Origin of the sequence: Zobellia nedashkovskayae (assembly GCF_015330125.1) — a bacterium.
GTDB lineage: Bacteria > Bacteroidota > Bacteroidia > Flavobacteriales > Flavobacteriaceae > Zobellia > Zobellia nedashkovskayae.
Window position 1 is genome coordinate 3,965,797 of the sequence record NZ_JADDXR010000002.1, and the last position, 19,546, is coordinate 3,985,342.

Below are 19,546 nucleotides of genomic sequence, written 5' to 3' on the forward strand. Positions count from 1 at the left end.
CTATCTATATTCAGGATTTTCAAAATTCCACCGTGTACCGTCATCCCATTCTTTTCTAGAATTCCCATAGGCAGAATACCCACTGTTCTCTTTTAGCATTTTTGCCAGATGCATTAAGTTATAGCTCATAAAAGTGGTGTTCCGGTTTGTGAATTCTGAATCAAAACCTACTGGCGGGTGTATACTATCGCCATTCCATTCGGTATCACCATAACTAGGTCCAGGACCCACTTTTCCGATCCAACCGGCATCTGCTTGTGGCGGAATAGTATATCCTAAATGTTGTAGCGCATATAACATGCCCATAGAGCAATGCTTTACACCATCTTCATTTCCGGTAACAATACAACCTCCAGCTTTACCGTAATACACATATTGCCCTTTGTCATTCTGGTAGCCACTCATGGCATATAACCGTTCAATAAGTTTTGATGCTACTGATGAACGTTCGCCCAACCAAATGGGAGTACCTATAACCAAGATATCCGCCGCCATAATTTTAGCATAAATACCGGGCCAATCATCTTTATCATAGCCTTCCTTTGTCATATCTGGTTGCACACCAACCGGAATATCATAATCCGCTAGGCGTAATATTTCTACATCAACCCCTTCAGATTTCATGATTTTAACGGATACATCCATTAGATTGCGTGTGTGGCTTTTTGAAGGCGATTTTTTTAATGTACAGTTTACAAATACTGCTTTTAACGTACTGAAGTCTATTTTTTTCATAATTCTCTGTGCTATTATTTTCCTATTATTTTTACCGTAACTACACCAAATACAATGTGACCAATAAGCATGGCTACTAATCGCATTTGCATAGAGCCATCCATTGGTGGCATTTTGAACATCATACCCATTACTTGCATTCCTATTTGAGCAATAACTAGAGCAGCAATACCAAAAGCGACCCCTTTTAACCAAATATTTTTGATGTGTACATTAGGCGCAAAAACAAATCCGTAGCCCAGTGCAAAAAGAATCCCCATCATAAAGTGCATAATCCAGCCAACTATAATTGGTACGCCCATTGCGCCAGATAATAATTTCCAAGGAGCCATCTCGGGCATGCCCAAATTAGGCGCCATTATCATAATAAAAGTCATGACTATTGTTCCTACTATTCCTGCTAAGAAATACTTTGTAATGTTGTTATTCATAGTATAATATTAGATTGTTAAAACTCTTTTTTCAATATGCTGAGACCAATATAGTCCAGAAGGTTTGGCTATGATTATAACCTGTTCTTTAGCAATAGATAGTATAGGTAGCTCTTGGAGATGGGCTGTAATTAAAATAGGAAACCTCTATGAACGAAAAAATTAGATGGTATTCTACAGTGATACGCAAGGTATATGTTATGCTACCTGACGCTTAACCCAATCAAAACTAATATTAACGCAGATTTTTAAGCCAATGATTTTTGGGAAACAAGCATATGGGTTAAATTCCCGAATACTAATTATTATATGATATAAATTGAGCAGCTATAAAACAGAGTATAACAAAATTCAATACCAGCCAATTTTCGTTTTATCGGTTTTCAGCTTTAATGCTGCTTTAGTGCAAAAAATACCTATTTTTATTACATCAAGTAACGTAACACGTTTTTTATGCCTTGATAAGTAACCACTAACTACGAGGTAAAAGAGTCCCCATTTATCTTAAATCAGGAAAACCAGAATGAATAAAAAAGACCTACAGGATAAAAATCAACTTTCAAAAACGAATGAAAGTGATAACAGTACCGATTTTAATCAGAAAGAAAAAGATAAAATCATTGAAAGGCAACTGCGTTTTCAAGACCTCTTAATTAGTATTTCTACTAAGTACATTAATTCGGATTTATCGGATATAGATAAGCTAGTTAGGGCCTCCTTGCAGCAAATAGGGGCGTTTGTAGAATCTGACCGAAGCTATATTTTCTCCTATGATTTTGTAAACAATACCACTTCTAACACCTATGAATGGTGTTCTGAAGGCATAGAACCGGAAATAGATAATTTGCAGGACATTCCCGTAGATTATATTCCGCAGTGGATAGAAGCACACAAAAAGGGGGAACCATTCTTTGTGGAAGATGTAAGTACATTACCAGAAGACGGGGAACATGGTTTACGTGCGGTTTTAGAACCACAGGGCATAAAAAGCTTGATTACCATTCCGAAAATTAAGAACAACGAGCTGATTGGTTTTATAGGTTTTGATTCAGTTAAAAAAATTAATAAGTATGATGATAATGAAAAGGATATCCTTTTTGTTTATGCCAATATGTTGGTTAATGTCATACAGCGAAAAGAGAGCGAAGAACGCATAAAGGAGCAAGAGAAGAAAAAGGAAGAATTACTAAAAAACTTATCGCTCCAGAATGAAGAATTAAATGAATATGCTCATGTGGTATCTCATGATTTAAAAGCACCGCTCATAAATATTCACACCTTGGTGAGCTGGTTTATAGATGACAATGCAGATGCTATAGATGAAGATACCATGCAACCTTTGCACCAAGCATTGTTTAATGTCGAAAAGATGAACTTTTTAATAAAGGGAATTTTAGATTATTCAACGATTGATAAAATTGAATCTGAAGACAAGCAAGTAGATTTTAATGTTTTAATTGAAGAGGTTCTAGAAACCATTTTAGTCCCAGGCCATGTAGAAATTAAGGTTCAAGAAAACCTACCAAGTTTGTTTGGAAACACGTGGCGATTTAAACAAGTTTTTCAAAATCTAATCCAAAATTCCATAAACTATGGTAAGGAGGAGCAGGGAAGGGTAGAAGTGGGCTATACGGATAAAGGTGACCATTATGAGTTTTTTGTAAGGGATAATGGTATTGGGATCAAAGCCGCTTATTTTGAACGGATATTTAAAATTTTTACCAAATTAGAGAGTACCGGTTCTTCTTCCGGTATAGGGCTATCTATCGTTAAAAGAATTATTAAATATTATAACGGTTCCATTTGGTTAGAAAGTGAAGAGGGCGTAGGTACTACGTTTTATTTTACGCTTTTGAAGACTTAGCAGAAGTGAATTGCTAAACTGATTTTAAGACAACTACTTTAAGGCAAGGGAGTAATGACTTAAGAGTATTAAAAGCAGACAAAAGATAACAAAATTCCGAATTTCTTAGCTAAAACTTCAGCATATGACAAATAGTAGCATTATGCCCACTTTATATAGCTAAACAGTTTAATAATAAACTAAAAACAAGGCCGTTAGATTAATATAGATAATTAATAGTATTGGTTATCCTTTTAAATCTAAGCATGACACCACATTCAACATCATTAAAAAGTACATTTTTAATCCTATTTATTAGCACTGCTATATTTTCAGCCTGTAAAAAGGATGTAGATTTAGAATCTGCCGCATATGTAAATGAAACTACGACCGTCCTTCAAGATAACGATGGTTTAGCAGATGATTTAGACCCTAATCCATTCAATTCAGATAGTGATGGTGATGGTATTCCTGATGGAATGGACGTAGACCCAGATGGTGATGGTACAAACGATAATGGTACAGATTCCGATGGCGATGGCATAAATGATGTCTCTGATGTAGATGAAACCGGAGGAACGGATTCCGATGCAGATGGTATTGATGATAATGTACTTGATCCAACAGATAATGATGATGACGAATTAGAGGATAATTTAGATCCGGACCCTAACGACCCCGATACCGATGATGATGGAATTGCCGATGGATCAGATGTGGATGTTGACGGTGATGGCGTGGACGACAATGGTACCGATAGTGATAATGATGGCATTAATGATAATGCTGATGATGATACCAATTTAGGTGGTATTATTAGTTTTAGACAAGCTGGTCCTGTTGGTGGGGGATACCCTAATGTAGTAACCTGGGACCCTAATGTGCAAGGCAAATTATATTATGGCTCCGATATTGGTGGAACCGGTAGATCAACAAATTATGGTAAAGACTTTGAATCAGTTGGTCGCGGACTTGGATATGAAGAATCGCATCAAAAAATTGCTGCGCTAAATGCGGTTAATGTCAATGGTAGTACGGTAATCGTTGGTGGCACTGGTTTTAAAGGTACTGGTGGTGAAGTGATTTCCTCAACAAACGGAGGCGATACATGGCATCACGATTCTTCCAATATTTCTTTTTCTGCTCAAAACAGTAATGCACCTTTACCTACGGGTAGACCACGATCCACAGACCCTAGTTTAATTCAGTGGGTAAGTGGTTCCACTTGGGTTGCTGGAACCTACAAAGATGGCGTATGGATTTCCACAAACAACAGAACTAGCTGGAGCAAATTAGATGTTTTTAATGGTAATGTTTTTGTACGTGCCATGGCAATGTCTCCAGAGGACCCTAATACCGTTTATGTTGGTTTGTGGGGAGATGATTCTTCCATAGAGAATAAAGGTCTCTGGCAAATTAATAACCTAGATGGAAATCCATCAGCAAGTAAAGTTTCCGGTATTCCAGACGTTGTAGAGTCCATTGTAGTTCTTGGAAATAGAATGTACTTGGCTTGTGGAGCATTTGGACTTAGAAGATTTGTGCCCTCGAACAATAATTTAAGTGATATCACAGGACCTATTGGAACATCTGTAATGTCTACCGCTGTTCATGGTGTTGAAGGAACATGGGATACAGATAGAATCGTAGTAGGTACTGCAGAGGGTGATGGTGATATATGGATGTCGGAGGATAGCGGTTCCACTTGGACGAATACTACATCATCTGGTGTAGCAATCAATCCTTGGGGAAGCAATAATAATTTGATTGTTTTTGAAACCCATGGAAGTTGGGCTTTAGGAGGCTCAAATTGCGATATAGCAACCATTCAAATTTCTCCGCATGACCCAGATGCATGGGTAGTATGTGCCACTTCTGCCATTTGGACAACTGTAGATGCAGGAGCTACCTGGAGACCTGCAAACGGGTTTCAAATACTCACCTTTAGAGATGTAGAAATTAACTCAACTGGTGTTATTGCTGCTGGTAACGTAGATCATGATGTGGTCTTGTCCATTGATGGAGGGTCAGAATGGAAAGCGGTTGGCTTAGGCAATGTAACCGTAGGCCATGGACTCACATTTTCGCCCGACGGCTCTGAATTAGCTTTTGGTGATGGCGAACGAGATAATAATACAGATGGAGGAAAATTGGCAGTAGCTTCTTCTCCTGAGACACCATCGTCTCCCGAACTTATTGAAGTAAATAATCCTGCGGCACCCAAGAGAATCGTTGGTGTGGAATGGATTAATCTGATAGATGGAACCGAACGCTTGGTTGCGGCAATAGACAATGGCGGCATTAGAACCGTAGACCGAACGAATGGAAGTTGGAGTAATTGGAATACAAGAACTACGGCATTTATGGGTGCTCAAGATAATGGACGATTACGTTGCTCCGTTGTATCCAATGGCGGGTCTACCATTTTTGTTTATGATCGTAAAACAGGTGTTTGGAAAAGTACGGACTACGGTGAAAACTGGATACAAATTCTAGCAACTCCTGCAGGTGAAGACCAGGGATATTTAGCTTTTGATAAGGCAAATGATCGTTTGTATATTGCAACGCCATTGGTGGTACTGAGAATGGATGATGCATCTACTTCCAATGCCACCACTAATTTATCTGTTCCAACAGATAACCCTGGAGCTATTGCTTTAGACCCGTATGGTCGCCTTTTGGTTTTTGCAGAACCTGAAAATGTGAATAAGGAAGATACTGCTCTATATAGAAATGAAAAACCAGAAACTAATGACAATGACTGGATAGATATTGCCGACAATACGATAAAAAGAGTAGTACCACCTGTTACGGATATAGATGTATCAGCAGAATATATTGTTTTGGTAACCGCAGGTAAAGGAATGTTGGTTTCAGAAAACGATGCCCCAAATCCATAAAATTTCACTAAAACTAATTTACTCCATAATCGAGACTAAATGCTCCGAGGTTTGCCTCAAAATCAAAGTGTATTCCTAATAATGCCTTGCGCAAAGCAATTATTGTTTCTCCTTCTTTCAATTCTACTTCTAAAAGTTTTTTGAGCTTTCAAAAGCTATATTTTAATCTATTTTTAAAGCGGAATCACCTACAGTTAGTTTAAATGTGATGAAACAGCTATGAGAAACCTCGTAAAATGTTAATACCCATTGGTTATGTTAGTGCTTACTATTTAAGGATATATATTTGTATGTAGTAACCAGAACAGAATTAGTAAATTAAAAAATCATATAAAACAACAATAGATTATGAGTCAATTAACCGTTGTAGCTAAAATTTTAGTTAAAGAAGAAAAAAGAGATTTTGTACTAGCAGAACTTTTAAAACTAATCCCTATAACTAGAGCAGAAAAAGGATGTATAAATTATGTCTTGCATCAAGACAATGAGAATCCAAATGTATTCTTATTTCATGAAAACTGGGAAAGTCGCGAACTATGGCAAGATCATATGGGCAATAGTCATTTAGCTGAATATATGAAAGCTACGGATGGTGCTGTTGAAGATTTCGAATTAAACGAAATGACTGTTATTGGCTAATAATAATCTAAGCGCACTTTATAAAATTATAAAGTGCGTTTTTGTTTTATAAAACAAATTCATATTAACTGACCAAAGACAGGAGGAAGACCCAAGTTTATGGACTTGTATTTTATTTGAAAACGCTAAAAAGAATAAAAGAGTTACCGTAATTTTGTGGTTCATATAATTTCAGAATATTGCTAGAGAAAAGACAACAAGTACCCCAAGAACAATTTATAGATGCAGATAATTTCATTTATTGTTTAGAAGGCGTTCAAGATATAGAAACGGACCAAGTTACCGAAGCACAAGAAAATTTGGTGCAATTGGCCATGAAATATGGTATAGCAAGCATTTATAAAACCTGCGATACCATTGAAGGATTAGAAGATAGCTTAAATGCTTTGGTCTTGGATGATCATAATTTTAAAGACTATGAAATTATCTACTTGGTTATGTCAGGCGAAGCCAATAGTATTTGCTTAAACGACTACTACTACAGTTTACAAGAAATAGCAGAAATTTTTGAGGGACGGTTAAAAGGAAAAATTTTACATTTCTCAAATGCAAAAATCCTAGATTTAGACGAAGAGGAAGCTCAATATTTTTTGGATATCACTAATGCAAAAGCTATTTCTGGCTACGGCAATGCATATAACGGAGTAAGTAGCGCTAACCTTGACAAGGCATTCTTTAACTTATTTAAAGAAGACGATGATATGTTAGATGTTGTAGAAGAGCTTCATCAAAGGCATTACAATGTCTGCAAATTACTAGATTTTAGATTGTATTATTGAAGCTTGATAGCTACAATATGAAATCAATCTTCATTGATTCTTTTTCTTTTTTATTTTTTTTGTTAAAGGTTATGAAATCGAAGAATGAACTTAAGCGATAGCGAAACTTCATTTATGATTCATGAATGCCTTAAAAAACAATAAACAAGCAATGACTAAACACTCATTAAATAACCCGACGTTAGGAGGGAAGTGAAGTGTGAGTGGTAAATAATTATGCAATAGCTCCAATAATATATATTCCTTTTTTAAATTTTCCGCACTTTCATTCAAGTAAAGAATAATTGCTAAAGTTCAGCACTTTGGTAGTTGATCGAACTTTGATGGTGTTACAAAAATTATTAAAATAAACCTTTAACATTTTCGTTTTGAAAAGGATATGTTAAAAAACCGCAATTGCTACCTACCAAACTTTCATACCATAAACCTTATGGAAATACGACTACTATCTTTCCTGTTTTTGTTTATTTCATTTAGCTTATCTGCACAAATAGAGTTTCAAGAGGGTCTTTTGTTTAGCGTTAATGAGGGTTCTGGAACAAGTTTTCATGATGCTTTCTTGGAAGATATTGATTCAGATGGTGATCTAGATATTTTGGTTACATCAAAAAATGATAACTTAAAACCGGTGGTATGGTTTGAAAATATTGATGGAAATGGCACATTCGGTCCTTCAAAAGAAATTATTCCATTTACTAGTGGAAATCCATTATTATTTCAAGATTTAGATTTGGATGGGGATAAAGATTTGATAGCTCCTTTTGTCAATGGGTCTAGTATTTTCTGGTATAAAAATATAAACGGGTCTGATGGCTTTTCTGAGCAGAAAACAATCTTTCAAAAACCTTCTTGTCGTTACTATAAAATCGCCGTTGGAGATATAGACGGTGATTTAAAAATGGACATAGTAGCTGCTAGTGGTCAAAATAGTGGTAATTCAACAATAGAAATTGCATGGTTTAAAAGCAACGATGGTTTTGATACGTCAAATAGTGTATCGGAGATTACCATAAATGATAGTATGCTTTCCAATTCAAATATGATGTTGGAAGATTTTGATGGAGATGGTGACTTAGATGTGTTGGCAACAATTTCAGTTTCCGATAGCCCATCTAGTTTGAATTATGAAAGACTTTTGTGGTATGAAAATTTAGATGGTCAGGGCAATTTTAATGATGGTAATGTTATCATATCAAACATTGGGGATAGTTATGGTGTAAATTTAGGTTTATACAACCTAACCGCTCCAGATATAGATAATGATGGTGATTTGGATATTCTTTTTAATACCGGTAAAAGAATAGGCTGGCTTGAAAACGATGGTATAGGTAGTTTTAGTTCCATCAAATATATAGAGGCTTCAGAAAGTACTACCGTTTCAAAATTTAATAGTACGCTTGCTGTTGATATAGATGGTGATGGCGATCTGGATATTTATGGAAGTACCGAAAAACAAGATTTTATAAATGGAGAATCTATTTATAACTATGGTTATGCATGGTTTGAAAACCTTGATGGTTTTGGTAATTTCGGGATTTTACAGAACCATTTTATTGAATCTTTTACAAATGATAATTGGAGTGACAACATTAGGTTTAGAGACCCAAAGGCTACAGCTGTAGGCGATATAAATGAAGATGGTCTAATAGATATATTAACGGTACACTCAAATGATAGTTTTTATAGAGATGATTTTTCTATTGTTCTGCACAAGAATTTAGGCCAACAAAAAAATGAAATCAAAGGTAAGGTACAACTCGATTTTGATGAAAATGGTTGTAGCGATACTGATAAAGCCATAGCAAAGTATAAAGTGGTTGCAACAAATGGCGATAATAGTTATGTCACGTATACTTTGAGTAACGGATATTATCAACTTTTTGTTGATGAGGGAAATTATGAAGTTTCGGTTGAACCCTATTATAATGATTGGTTTTCAACTAATCCAGAAAGTGAAACAACTAGTTTCACAGGTATAGGCAATACTCAACAAATTGACCTCTGTTTTACAAAGAATCAAACCATAAATGATTTAAATGTCAGGATTGTGCCGCTAAATGAGCCTAGACCTGGTTTTGATGTTTCTTACGAATTGATTTATACTAATGCAGGTACAACAATTTTAGACGGATCTGTTGATTTTGAATTTGATAATCGATTACAATTTTTAGGTGCAGATACCGCCATTGAAACTCAAACGCAAAACGCCATAACATTTCTATACGATCAACTACTTCCTTTGGAGTCTAGAAAAGTGGCTTTGGATTTTAACATACCTACTATTCCCGAGGTCAATCTTTTCGATGTTTTAACATTTAAGGCCAGCATTGACCCTAAAAATGGTGATGCTACATGGCCGGATAATGATTTTACGCTTCGTGAAATTGTTATTGGTTCTTACGATCCAAATGATATTAGAATCATAGAGGGCGATTCCATTTTCATTAGAGATGCTGACGAATATTTGACCTATTTGATTCGATTTCAAAATACAGGTACTGCATCTGCCATAAACGTTAGAGTTAATCATGAATTAGACGCAAACTTAGATTGGAACACTTTTGTTCCAATTTCTTCTAGTCACTCTAATGTAACCACAATTACGAACGGTAAAGATGTAGAATTTTTCTTTGAAAACATTTTTCTGCCGGATAGTGAATCCAACGAACCGGAAAGCCATGGTTACATTTCCTTTAAAATAAAACCAAAAAATGATATCTCAATTGGAGATAAGATAGAGAGTCTGGCAAATATTTATTTTGATTTCAATCCACCTATCATTACAAATACGGCAACTACAGAATTTATTGATGATCCGTTACCATTGAATTCTGTAATAGTAGAGTTTCAACCTATTTCTTGTCCATACCAGAGTGATGGTATTATTCAAGTGCAGGCAGCAGGTGGTAAAGAACCATACACCTATCACTTATTGGATGCTTATGGAAACCCAACAACCACTCAGACTAGCAATTTATTTGAAAACATAAAGGCTGGGTTTTACACGACCAAAGTAATTGATGATTATGGTGACGAACACATCGCATACATAAATATTGAAAACCCTGAAATTTTTAAAGTATCAACAAGTGTCACCGGCGTAAGCTGTAACGGTGCTACAAATGGTAAAGTTGAGATAACTGTAATGGGAGACGACGGTCCGTTTAATTATGGTCTTAGCGGTGCGGATTTCCAATCTTTAAATATAATTGATGGGCTTTCAGAAGGTAATCATGTAATTGCAGTAGTAAATAGTAAGGGCTGTACGGTATATAAACAAGTTACGATTGGGGTAAAAGAAAACATAACTGATTTGGATGGCGATGGAATTGACGATGCATGTGATGAAGATATTGATGGTGATGCTGTACTAAATGAAAATGACAATTGTCCAAACACCGCAAACCCCCTGCAAGAAGACTCGAACAACAATGGAGTTGGCGATGTTTGTGAGAATAACGCCCCTTTGCAAGTAACGGCATCACAAATTTCTACCGTTTCGTGCAATGGTTCTCAGGACGCAACTATTCAAATTGATGTGGTCGGTGGAAAAGCACCTTACACTTATGAATTATTAGATGAAAGTTACAACGTACTTACTAATCAAACCAACAATTTGTTTAATGGTCTTGGAGCAGGGAACTATATTACCAAGGTTATAGATGATGATGCCCAAGAAAGCTTTGGAAATACTATAACGATAACTGAACCCGCAATTTTAGCCATAGAAGTAAATAAATCTGATATTACCTGCAAAGGATTGAATGATGGTAATATTGTTGTAAACGGTTCTGGTGGAGTTGCACCTTATGAATTCAGTCTTGATGGTACAAATTATTCCACGAACAATAGTTTTAGCGACCTAATTTCTAGAACATACGATGCTTCTGTTAAAGACGCCAGCGGTTGTACTCAAAACATTCAAGTAGTTGTTTCAGAATTAAATAGCCCGGATTTTGACATTGATGGTGTTGGTGATTCCTGTGATGATGATATTGATGGTGACGGAATTGCCAATGAAAACGACCAATGTTTAGAAACTCCTTTGGGAAGTTTGGTCGATACAGATGGTTGTCTAGTATTCTCTTTACCATCCGATAATTTTACCATCCAAACTACGGGGGCATCTTGCCCAAATAGTAATAACGGAAGTGTTGATATCATTGCGAAGCTGCCTTATGACTACAACGCAGTTCTCACGGGTAATTCGGTCAGCAACTCGAAGTCCTTTGGTAATTCGGTCAATTTTGAAAACTTAGGAGCGGGAACCTATGATATTTGTATCACAAATACTGAACATCCTAATTTTGAACAATGTTTTTCTGTTGCAATTACTGAACCCGAATCTTTGTCCGTAGGTTCCAAGATGGATGTTTCTGGCAAATCGGTCATTCTTAACTTGAGTGGTGGTGTTAATTATAGCGTTAATTTAAACGGTACTATTTATAATACTGACGATAACGAAATCGAATTGCCGCTCTCTAAGATTGAAAATAGTCTAACCGTCGGCACAGATAAGGAATGTCAGGGTATCTACGAAGAAACATTTTTAATTACTTTAGGATTGTCCGTATATCCCAACCCAGTAAAAAATGGTGATGTAACAGTTATTTTAGAAGATTCTTCAATAAAGGATGTTCAATTGTTTTTGTACACATCAGAGGGTAGACAAATATTTGGAAAAACTGCCGTAGTAGTAAGTGGTGCTGTAAAAATCAATATGGACAGTTTTTCTTCTGGAATATATACTCTAAAAATCGAAACTCGTAACGAGACATTTACTCGTAAAATAATTAAAGAGTAGTTAAAATTTCTATAGATTATAAGAGCATCAAGTCCTAAGCAATTTTAATTACGTACTAGGGGAGGGAGATAAATAAAGTAATTATCCTGCGTGTAATTATTTTTTTCGGTCCTTCAATATATGTTAGATTTTGTACAAGTGCTTCATCAAAGGCATAACAATGTCTGTAAATTTTGATGCTGCGGAAAGCTGTCGCGTGCACCATACATAGGTTTTGAGGAAATCATTAGTGAATCATCACTTTCATTTTATTACCTTAATGGTCTTAATTAGAAGTATTAACAGCCAATAATCTAAACTAAAAATACCATCAACCGCGCAACTACCATACAAGAAGTCTTACAACAATTAGATAGTATCATAGAAGATGCTATTGCAAATAACGACCGCATAGGCTTTTTCGCTTACTTGTATAGAAGGGTTACTGCCCAAATCTTGGAAGAAGTCCAACTTAAAAACTTTGAGGACAATGAGCGCATGGAAAAATTTGATGTGGCATTCGCTAATTATTATTTAGATGCTTACTACGCTTATAAAAATAATACCCCAATAAGTAAAACTTGGGCATTTGCTTTTAAAAATAAAAACGAGCCATTAACCATTCTGCAACATATAATGATGGGAATTAATACGCATATTAATCTTGACTTGGGGTTAGCAGTTAGTGCAGAAATGTATGGAAAGGAGATAGCGGAAATTGAAAATGATTTTAATAAAGTCAACGGTATTCTCGGCAGCATTGTTAATGAAATGCAAGAACGACTTAGCAGAGTGTCTAGCTTATTGTTTTTACTTGATTTAGCTGGTCAAAATACAGATGAACAAATCATAAACTTTAGTTTAGGTAAAGCACGAGAATTATCATGGCATAACGCAAATTTACTTTGGGGTCTCGGTATAGATCACCAAAAGGATGCTATTGATAAAATGGACCTCATAGTCTTAAGCTTGGGAGAATTTATAAAAGCGCCCAAATCTAAAATAATCTCCTACATGCTCAACCTTATTGCTAGACTAGAAGAAAAGAACGTGGGAAAGGTTATTTTGAAATTGAGACAAGAATAAATTTCCTTACAACTATTGTTTATTTAATTGCTAATCTTGCCAATATGTGAAGTAAGGTTTAAATTTTAAATGAGTGTTGACAATTATGTGAAGATTCAAAGTTGATTACGATTTTATTTGTTGATTTTAAATTTTTTAGGATTAGTAAATTTTAATGATATACAATAACTTCTCGCTATTTTATATAACGTCGGATTATAGAACAATTCCGCTCTATAATGTCTTGCGTTATGAAACATTACTTTGGTACGGTATAAAAGCAATAAGTCTTTGAGACCTATTGTTTTTTGTGCGGGTTAAGGCGTTGGCGTTATTTTCTTCAATCTTCTTTGTTTTTCTCTTTTTACAAACTTTTCTAAAAATGTAATGGAATACGCTTTGCCCAAACGACGATAGGAGCGAAGTGATAATGTGTATGAAGTGGGATTCTGCAATAATCACATATTAAAACCTAACCACAAATAGCAATTTGCTTCTACAATTCTACATCCTCTATACACTTTTTATCATACTGTTCTTCTGCGTGTTTATCAATTACAAAATTACCCCAACCAACAATAGAATTTATAAGAGGAATGAGTGTTTTTCCATATTCGGTCAATGAATATTCAACCTTTAACGGTGGCTTTGTGTTATAAGCTTTTCGGCTAATCATGCCATCGTCTTCCATACTTTTTAACTGAATACTTAACGTTCGTTCAGTAACTCCGTCCATTTTTTTTCTTAACTCGTTATATCTTAATGGCCCTTTAATCAAGTGAAATAACATTACCACTTTCCATTTACCGCCAATGATTCCCATGGTTACGCTTGCCGGACAAGGGTATTCCTTATTGTTTATTGTGTACATCTTTTTCCTTAAATATTTCTTAAAAGTTAAACTATCCAATTGGATCGTTATTGCGCAGCTCCTATACAACCCATAATTTTGTATACTATAAAAACTATAGTACAAATATAAAAAAATAATTTAATGAAACTATTAGAAACATATCAACTAGGAAATATCACTCTAAAAAACAGGGTGGTAATGGCACCTATGACAAGGTGCAGAGCCATCAATAATATACCCAACGACCTTATGAAAGAATATTATGCGCAAAGAGCTGGCGCGGGTTTAATCATAGCAGAAGGAATAGCTCCATCGCCAAATGCACTTGGTTATGCAAGAATACCTGGAATATTTAATAAAAATCAAATACAAGGCTGGAAGAAAATAACAGAAGCGGTTCATGAGCAAGGCTCAAGAATATTTGCGCAGTTCATGCATACGGGTAGAGCATCACATCCTGATAATATGCCTGATGACGCAGTGGTATTAGCACCTTCTGCCGTATACCATAAAGGAACCATGTGGACAGACCAAAATGGTAATCAGCCTTTTCCTTTAGCTAAAGAAATGACCGCTGATGATATTCAAAATACAATTGAAGAATTTGTACAAGCCGCCAAAAATGCAATAACCTCTGGGTTTGATGGTGTAGAAATTCATGCGGGCACGGGATTTCTTATAGATGAGTTTATCAATCCGCATACCAACCTTCGTACTGATGAATACGGCGGCTCTTTGGAAGGAAGAATGAAGTTTGCCTTGGAAGTAACACAAAAAATAGCAAACGCTATCGGTAAAGAAAAGGTAGGAATTAGAATTTCCCCTAATGGCATCTACAATGATATGATACCATTTGAAGGAACAGACGAAGCTTTCCTGTATTTGGCATCGTCACTTAAAGATATGGGAATCGCTTACCTACATATGGTAGATCACGAAGCTATGGGAGCTCCTCATGTTTCATCAACTCTTAAAGAAAAAGTAAAAAATGCATTTGGGGGAACCTATATAGCTAGCGGTGGATTCAATGGTGAAACTGCTGAAGATGCCATAAATAATGAACACGGAGATTTAGTAGCATTTGGCAGACCATTTATTGCTAACCCTGATCTTGTGGAAAGAATCAGAGATGGAAAAGATTTTGCGATTTCTGACCCGCAGACGCATTATTCAGCTACTGAAGTGGGATTTACAGATTATCCAACACTTGAAAAAGTAACGGCTTAAAACAAAAGAATTTTTAAAAATAAATCATGAAAAAAAACAATGACTTAGGATTATTGATTGTCCGCATTTCGGTAGGACTTTTAATGCTATTACACGGAATAGGTAAAATGCAAAGTATAGATTTTGTGCAGCAAAAACTTCTAGAAGGAGGCTTGCCCAACTTTTTATCTTACGGCGTTTATGTTACCCAAGTTATAGCACCCATACTACTACTTATAGGTTACAGAACCCGTATAGGAGCTGCCCTTTTTATTTTCGGAACACTGTTCGCCATGTTTTTAGTACACTCAACAGAGATTTTTACATTGACCCAACATGGTGGTTGGAGTGTGGAGTTATTAGGATTGTACACTTTTGGAGCTGTGGCACTACTATTTACAGGTAGTGGAAAATACGCAGTATCATCTACACATCAATGGGATTAATTAAAATCAAAAAAATATATCTAATGAAAAATTATAGAATTAAAAAAAAGGGAATCGTATTATGGCTGGCATTTTCGCTGTTTTTATACAATAGCGTACAGGTAGCAGCCCAAGAAATAGCAATTGGCACACTTGAAATTGTAGCCGAAATGGATGTAAACCCAGGGAATGTAGCGGTTTCAAAAGAAGGTCGAGTGTTCTCTACCATACACCCCTTAAGACCATACAAATTTCAATTGGTGGAGATTACCGGTAAAACTAGCTATGTTCCTTTTCCTAATAAGGAGCTACAATCTACAGAAGACACCAAATCAGATTCCAAGTTTGATGCACCTCTAGGTGTGTTATTTGATAACAAAAATCGTCTTTGGGTGGTGGATCTGGGCTTCAAAATAGGGTACACCAGACTCTTCGCTTATGATATTGACACCAAAGAAGAATTAATGCGTTTTGATATTCCTAAAGAGTTAGCACCAAGCGACAGTTTTCTCCAAGATTTTGCTGTTGATGAAATAAACGAATTTGTATACCTGGCAGACCCTGTTAAAGCTGTAATTATAGTAATTGACATCAAGAAAAAAGAATACAGAAAAATTGTAGACATACCCAGTATGCAATCCGAAGATATCGATATTGTTATAGATGGTAAAGTACAAACCTGGATGGGCAATCCTGCCCGAATTTCTGTAGACCCCATAACACTTTCGGCAGATAGGGAGACCTTGTATTACGGCCCTATGAATGGTTATACATGGTATCAATTACCCACCAAAAATATCAGGGAAGGAGAATCGAATGATGAACTCGTAAAACGTGTTTCCCTCGTTGGCGAAAAACCGTTTTCCGATGGTGCTGCTACAGATGATAATGGCAATCATTATTTTACCAATATTCAGAACTATAGCATAGACATGCTTTCTAAAGATGGGCAGCTTACTACATTAATTAAAGACCCTCTTTTAGATTGGCCGGATAGCATAAGAATACATGGAGATTGGATGTTTATTGCTGCTAATCAAATAAATAAATCACCTGCCTTTACTACAGGTGTAGAATTGTCTACCGCACCTTTTCTAGTGTTAAAATTAAAGTACAGATAACACAAATTACAAACATACAAAGCATCAATAGTTCCACTTTACCTAAAATAAATTTAACAAGTCTTTCTTTTCAAATCATTAAAAGCAGGGCATAACATTAAAAACAGATGAAAAATTTTAGTATCCTATTAATAATCACACTTACAGCACTTTCTTGTTACAGCCAAAAGCGTACGGTTAACCATAGTTCAAATCTCGAAATCGTAAAAAGCACGTACGAAGAAAATAGCAATACACTTCAAAAATATTTAGCGGAAGATGCCACTTGGACGGAAGCCAAAGGATTTCCTTATGGGGGCACCTATACAGGTTATGATGAAGTCGTTACCAATATATTTTCCAAAATAGGGGCAGAATGGACCGGCTTTAAATTCAATGTAGAAGATTATGTGGCTAGTGATGATAAGGTCATTGCCTTTGGAACCTATTCGGGAACGTATAAAAAAACGAACAAATCATTTATCGCCCGTGTGTCTCACATATGGAAACTTAAGGACGGAAAAATAATAAATTTTGAACAGATTGTGGATAGCAAACCCGTGGTAGATGCCATGCAATAGTTCTGTGAAACGCTATGCACATATTAATTAATCACAAATATAGATTATGAAAAATATAAAATATAAAAGTATAGGTCTCCTATTATCAATCAGCTTTTCACTGTGCTTCTTTATGGGGTCTAGTCAACAAAACAAATTGGCGAAAGCAGAAAAAGATAAACCAATAGGAACACTAGAAATAGTAGCCGAAATGGATATTAACCCAGGTAACGTGGCGGTTTCAAAAGAAGGCAGGGTGTTTTCCACAATTCACCCTATGAGACCCAATATGACCAAATTGGTTGAGATTACCAGCAAGACCACTTTTGTTCCTTTTCCAAGTGAAAAATTACAACCTAAAACTGCGTCTGCATCTGATGATACATTTGATACACCACAAGGGTTAATCTTTGATAATCAAAACCGACTTTGGGTTCTTGATGCAGGTTTCAGTATTGGGCGTACTCGATTATATGCTTTTGATATTGACTCTAAAAAAGAACTCATGCGGTTCAATATTCCTAAGGAATTGGCTCCAAGCAACAGTTTTGTTCAAGATTTAGCGGTCGATGATAAAAACGGTTTTGTGTATCTGGCCTGTGTAACTAATCCTGGAATCATTGTGGTGGATATCAATAAAAATGAATTCCGTAAAATTATTGACCTACCCACTATGCAATCTGAAGATACCGATATGGTCATAGATGGTAAAGTGCAATACCTAAATGGTGAACCTGCCAGGATCGCTTTAGACCCCATCACCATTTCTGCGGATAAAGAAACCTTGTATTATGGTGCTATGAATGGTACAAAATGGTATCAATTACCCACAAAAAACATTCGTAATGGAGCAACTGATGCTGTAATAATTAAACAGATTTCCGTCTTGGCAGACAAGCCTTTTTCTGATGGTGCCGATACTGATGAGCATGGTAATCATTATTTTACCAATATTCAAAACTATAGTATTGATATCCTTTCAAAAGATGGCAAATTAAGTGTCTTAAAAAAAGACCCATTACTAGATTGGCCGGATAGCGTTAGAATACAAGGAGATTGGTTATATATCGCAGCTAGTCAAGTGCATAAAACACCGGCTTTTGCTAATGGCAAGGAGTTGTCAGATGGATTTTTTAGAATTCTGAAATTAAAATTCAAATAATATGAAGAGTATATGCCTAAAATTATCCATACTATTTTCATTGTTTTTCTTAAAAAGCATCGCTATAGTAGCGCAAGAAAAAGCAATAGGAACCCTTGAAGTGGTAGCAGAACTAGAAGTTACCCCAGGAAATGTAGCGGTTTCTAAGGAAGGAAGAATATTTTCTAGTATTCATCCCTTTAGACCTAGCAACTATCAATTAGTAGAAATTACGAGTAAGTCAACTTATGTACCTTTTCCTAATGAGCAGGTACAATCCACTTCAGATAACAAATCAGACAATAAATTAGATGCTCCCCTAGGTATTATTTTTGATAACAAAAACCGACTTTGGGTACTTGATGTAGGTCTAAATATTGGGCATACTAGATTATTTGCCTATGATATTGATACCAGAAAAGAAGTGCTTCGTTTTGATATTCCATTAGAATTTGCACCCAGTACTAGTTTTGTACAAGATTTGGTGGTGGATGAAATAAATGGTTTTGTATACTTAGCCGATGTTAGAAACCCAGGAATCATTGTCATTGATATTCGTAAAAATGAATTTTCAAAAATTATTGATATCCCAAGCATGCAACCGGAAGATATTGACATCATCATAGACAATATGGTGCACTATAGAAAAGGAAAACCTGTGCGTATTTCTTTAGATGCAATTACTATTTCTGTTGACAGGGACACGCTGTATTATGGTCCAATGAATGGCACCAAATGGTATAAAGTACCCACGAAGCAGATAAGGGAAGGTGCAGAAAATGAGGAAATCATAAAACATATTGCTGTGGTAGGCAAAAAACCAATTTGTGATGGTGCTGCTACAGATGAAAACTACAATCATTATTTCACCAATATTCAAAATAATAGCATTGATGTGCTTTCAAAAGACGGGACCTTAAGCACAATTAAAAAGAGTCCTTTTTTCGATTGGCCAGATAGTGTAAGAATCCAGGGAGACTGGCTATATATTGCAACCAATCAGATACACAAGTCACCTGCTTTTGGAGAAGGTATTGAAAGGTCCACGGGACTATTTAGAATATTGAAACTAAAATTTAAATAAAA

Annotated in this window: 15 protein-coding genes; 12 read left to right on the forward strand and 3 right to left on the reverse strand. The window is 35.8% G+C overall.

The annotated features are described in order from the left end of the window. Positions 1-735 (reverse strand): flavodoxin family protein, encoded by a 735-nt coding sequence (locus IWB64_RS16260; protein WP_194535008.1) that lies wholly within the window; start codon positions 733-735, stop codon positions 1-3. Between the two features lie 14 nt (positions 736-749). Then, positions 750-1,166, reverse strand: coding sequence for a DUF6789 family protein (locus IWB64_RS16265; RefSeq protein ID WP_194535009.1), 417 nt, complete (start codon positions 1,164-1,166; stop codon positions 750-752). 523 nt (positions 1,167-1,689) lie between these two features. Between IWB64_RS16265 and IWB64_RS16270 the strand changes: the two genes are divergently transcribed. The 6 genes from IWB64_RS16270 to IWB64_RS16295 all read left to right on the forward strand — a co-directional run bounded on the left by IWB64_RS16270 (position 1,690) and on the right by IWB64_RS16295 (position 13,196). Then, entirely contained in the window at positions 1,690-3,030 is a 1,341-nt protein-coding gene (locus IWB64_RS16270) for a GAF domain-containing sensor histidine kinase (RefSeq protein WP_194535010.1), read from the forward strand. A 245-nt stretch (positions 3,031-3,275) separates the two neighbouring features. Next, positions 3,276-5,909, forward strand: coding sequence for a sialidase family protein (locus IWB64_RS16275; RefSeq protein ID WP_194535011.1), 2,634 nt, complete (start codon positions 3,276-3,278; stop codon positions 5,907-5,909). 348 nt (positions 5,910-6,257) lie between these two features. Then, entirely contained in the window at positions 6,258-6,548 is a 291-nt protein-coding gene (locus IWB64_RS16280) for a putative quinol monooxygenase (protein WP_194535012.1), read from the forward strand. Positions 6,549-6,727: 179 nt separating this feature from the next. Beyond that, the gene (locus IWB64_RS16285) at positions 6,728-7,327 is read left to right on the forward strand and encodes a DUF6642 family protein (protein WP_194535013.1); all 600 of its coding nucleotides are present in this window, start codon (positions 6,728-6,730) and stop codon (positions 7,325-7,327) included. 430 nt (positions 7,328-7,757) lie between these two features. Further along, positions 7,758-12,131, forward strand: coding sequence for a DUF7619 domain-containing protein (locus IWB64_RS16290; RefSeq protein WP_194535014.1), 4,374 nt, complete (start codon positions 7,758-7,760; stop codon positions 12,129-12,131). A gap of 327 nt (positions 12,132-12,458) precedes the next feature. Further along, positions 12,459-13,196: a DUF5995 family protein gene (locus IWB64_RS16295; protein WP_317172003.1), complete on the forward strand. Its 738-nt coding sequence runs from the start codon at positions 12,459-12,461 to the stop codon at positions 13,194-13,196. A gap of 475 nt (positions 13,197-13,671) precedes the next feature. Here the strand turns inward: IWB64_RS16295 and IWB64_RS16300 are convergent, their stop codons facing one another. Continuing rightward, positions 13,672-14,046 carry a winged helix-turn-helix transcriptional regulator gene (locus IWB64_RS16300; RefSeq protein WP_194535016.1) on the reverse strand — a complete coding sequence of 125 codons (375 nt, stop codon included), beginning with the start codon at positions 14,044-14,046 and terminating at the stop codon, positions 13,672-13,674. A 123-nt stretch (positions 14,047-14,169) separates the two neighbouring features. Here IWB64_RS16300 and IWB64_RS16305 point away from each other — a divergent pair, with 123 nt between their 5' ends. From IWB64_RS16305 to IWB64_RS16330, 6 genes are all read left to right on the forward strand, one after another. Further along, positions 14,170-15,255, forward strand: coding sequence for an alkene reductase (locus tag IWB64_RS16305; protein ID WP_194535017.1), 1,086 nt, complete (start codon positions 14,170-14,172; stop codon positions 15,253-15,255). A gap of 26 nt (positions 15,256-15,281) precedes the next feature. Next, entirely contained in the window at positions 15,282-15,680 is a 399-nt protein-coding gene (locus tag IWB64_RS16310) for a DoxX family protein (protein WP_088696681.1), read from the forward strand. A 23-nt stretch (positions 15,681-15,703) separates the two neighbouring features. Continuing rightward, complete coding sequence (locus IWB64_RS16315; protein ID WP_194535018.1) at positions 15,704-16,780, forward strand: L-dopachrome tautomerase-related protein; 1,077 nt, start codon at positions 15,704-15,706, stop codon at positions 16,778-16,780. Positions 16,781-16,887: 107 nt separating this feature from the next. Then, positions 16,888-17,340 carry a nuclear transport factor 2 family protein gene (locus IWB64_RS16320; RefSeq protein WP_194535019.1) on the forward strand — a complete coding sequence of 151 codons (453 nt, stop codon included), beginning with the start codon at positions 16,888-16,890 and terminating at the stop codon, positions 17,338-17,340. A 46-nt stretch (positions 17,341-17,386) separates the two neighbouring features. Continuing rightward, positions 17,387-18,481 carry an L-dopachrome tautomerase-related protein gene (locus tag IWB64_RS16325; RefSeq protein ID WP_194535020.1) on the forward strand — a complete coding sequence of 365 codons (1,095 nt, stop codon included), beginning with the start codon at positions 17,387-17,389 and terminating at the stop codon, positions 18,479-18,481. 1 nt (position 18,482) lies between these two features. After that, a complete protein-coding gene (locus IWB64_RS16330; protein ID WP_194535021.1) occupies positions 18,483-19,544 on the forward strand; it encodes an L-dopachrome tautomerase-related protein in 1,062 nt (353 codons plus the stop codon). Positions 19,545-19,546: the final 2 nt, after the last annotated feature.

Coding starts and splice junctions, on each gene's coding strand:
- IWB64_RS16330 (WP_194535021.1), top strand. CDS start 18,483: ATGAAGAGTATATGCCTAAAATTATCCATACTATTTTCATTGTTTTTC.
- IWB64_RS16315 (WP_194535018.1), top strand. CDS start 15,704: ATGAAAAATTATAGAATTAAAAAAAAGGGAATCGTATTATGGCTGGCA.
- IWB64_RS16305 (WP_194535017.1), top strand. CDS start 14,170: ATGAAACTATTAGAAACATATCAACTAGGAAATATCACTCTAAAAAAC.
- IWB64_RS16270 (WP_194535010.1), top strand. CDS start 1,690: ATGAATAAAAAAGACCTACAGGATAAAAATCAACTTTCAAAAACGAAT.
- IWB64_RS16325 (WP_194535020.1), top strand. CDS start 17,387: ATGAAAAATATAAAATATAAAAGTATAGGTCTCCTATTATCAATCAGC.
- IWB64_RS16280 (WP_194535012.1), top strand. CDS start 6,258: ATGAGTCAATTAACCGTTGTAGCTAAAATTTTAGTTAAAGAAGAAAAA.
- IWB64_RS16310 (WP_088696681.1), top strand. CDS start 15,282: ATGAAAAAAAACAATGACTTAGGATTATTGATTGTCCGCATTTCGGTA.
- IWB64_RS16320 (WP_194535019.1), top strand. CDS start 16,888: ATGAAAAATTTTAGTATCCTATTAATAATCACACTTACAGCACTTTCT.
- IWB64_RS16265 (WP_194535009.1), bottom strand. CDS start 1,166: ATGAATAACAACATTACAAAGTATTTCTTAGCAGGAATAGTAGGAACA.
- IWB64_RS16290 (WP_194535014.1), top strand. CDS start 7,758: ATGGAAATACGACTACTATCTTTCCTGTTTTTGTTTATTTCATTTAGC.
- IWB64_RS16300 (WP_194535016.1), bottom strand. CDS start 14,046: ATGTACACAATAAACAATAAGGAATACCCTTGTCCGGCAAGCGTAACC.
- IWB64_RS16260 (WP_194535008.1), bottom strand. CDS start 735: ATGAAAAAAATAGACTTCAGTACGTTAAAAGCAGTATTTGTAAACTGT.
- IWB64_RS16275 (WP_194535011.1), top strand. CDS start 3,276: ATGACACCACATTCAACATCATTAAAAAGTACATTTTTAATCCTATTT.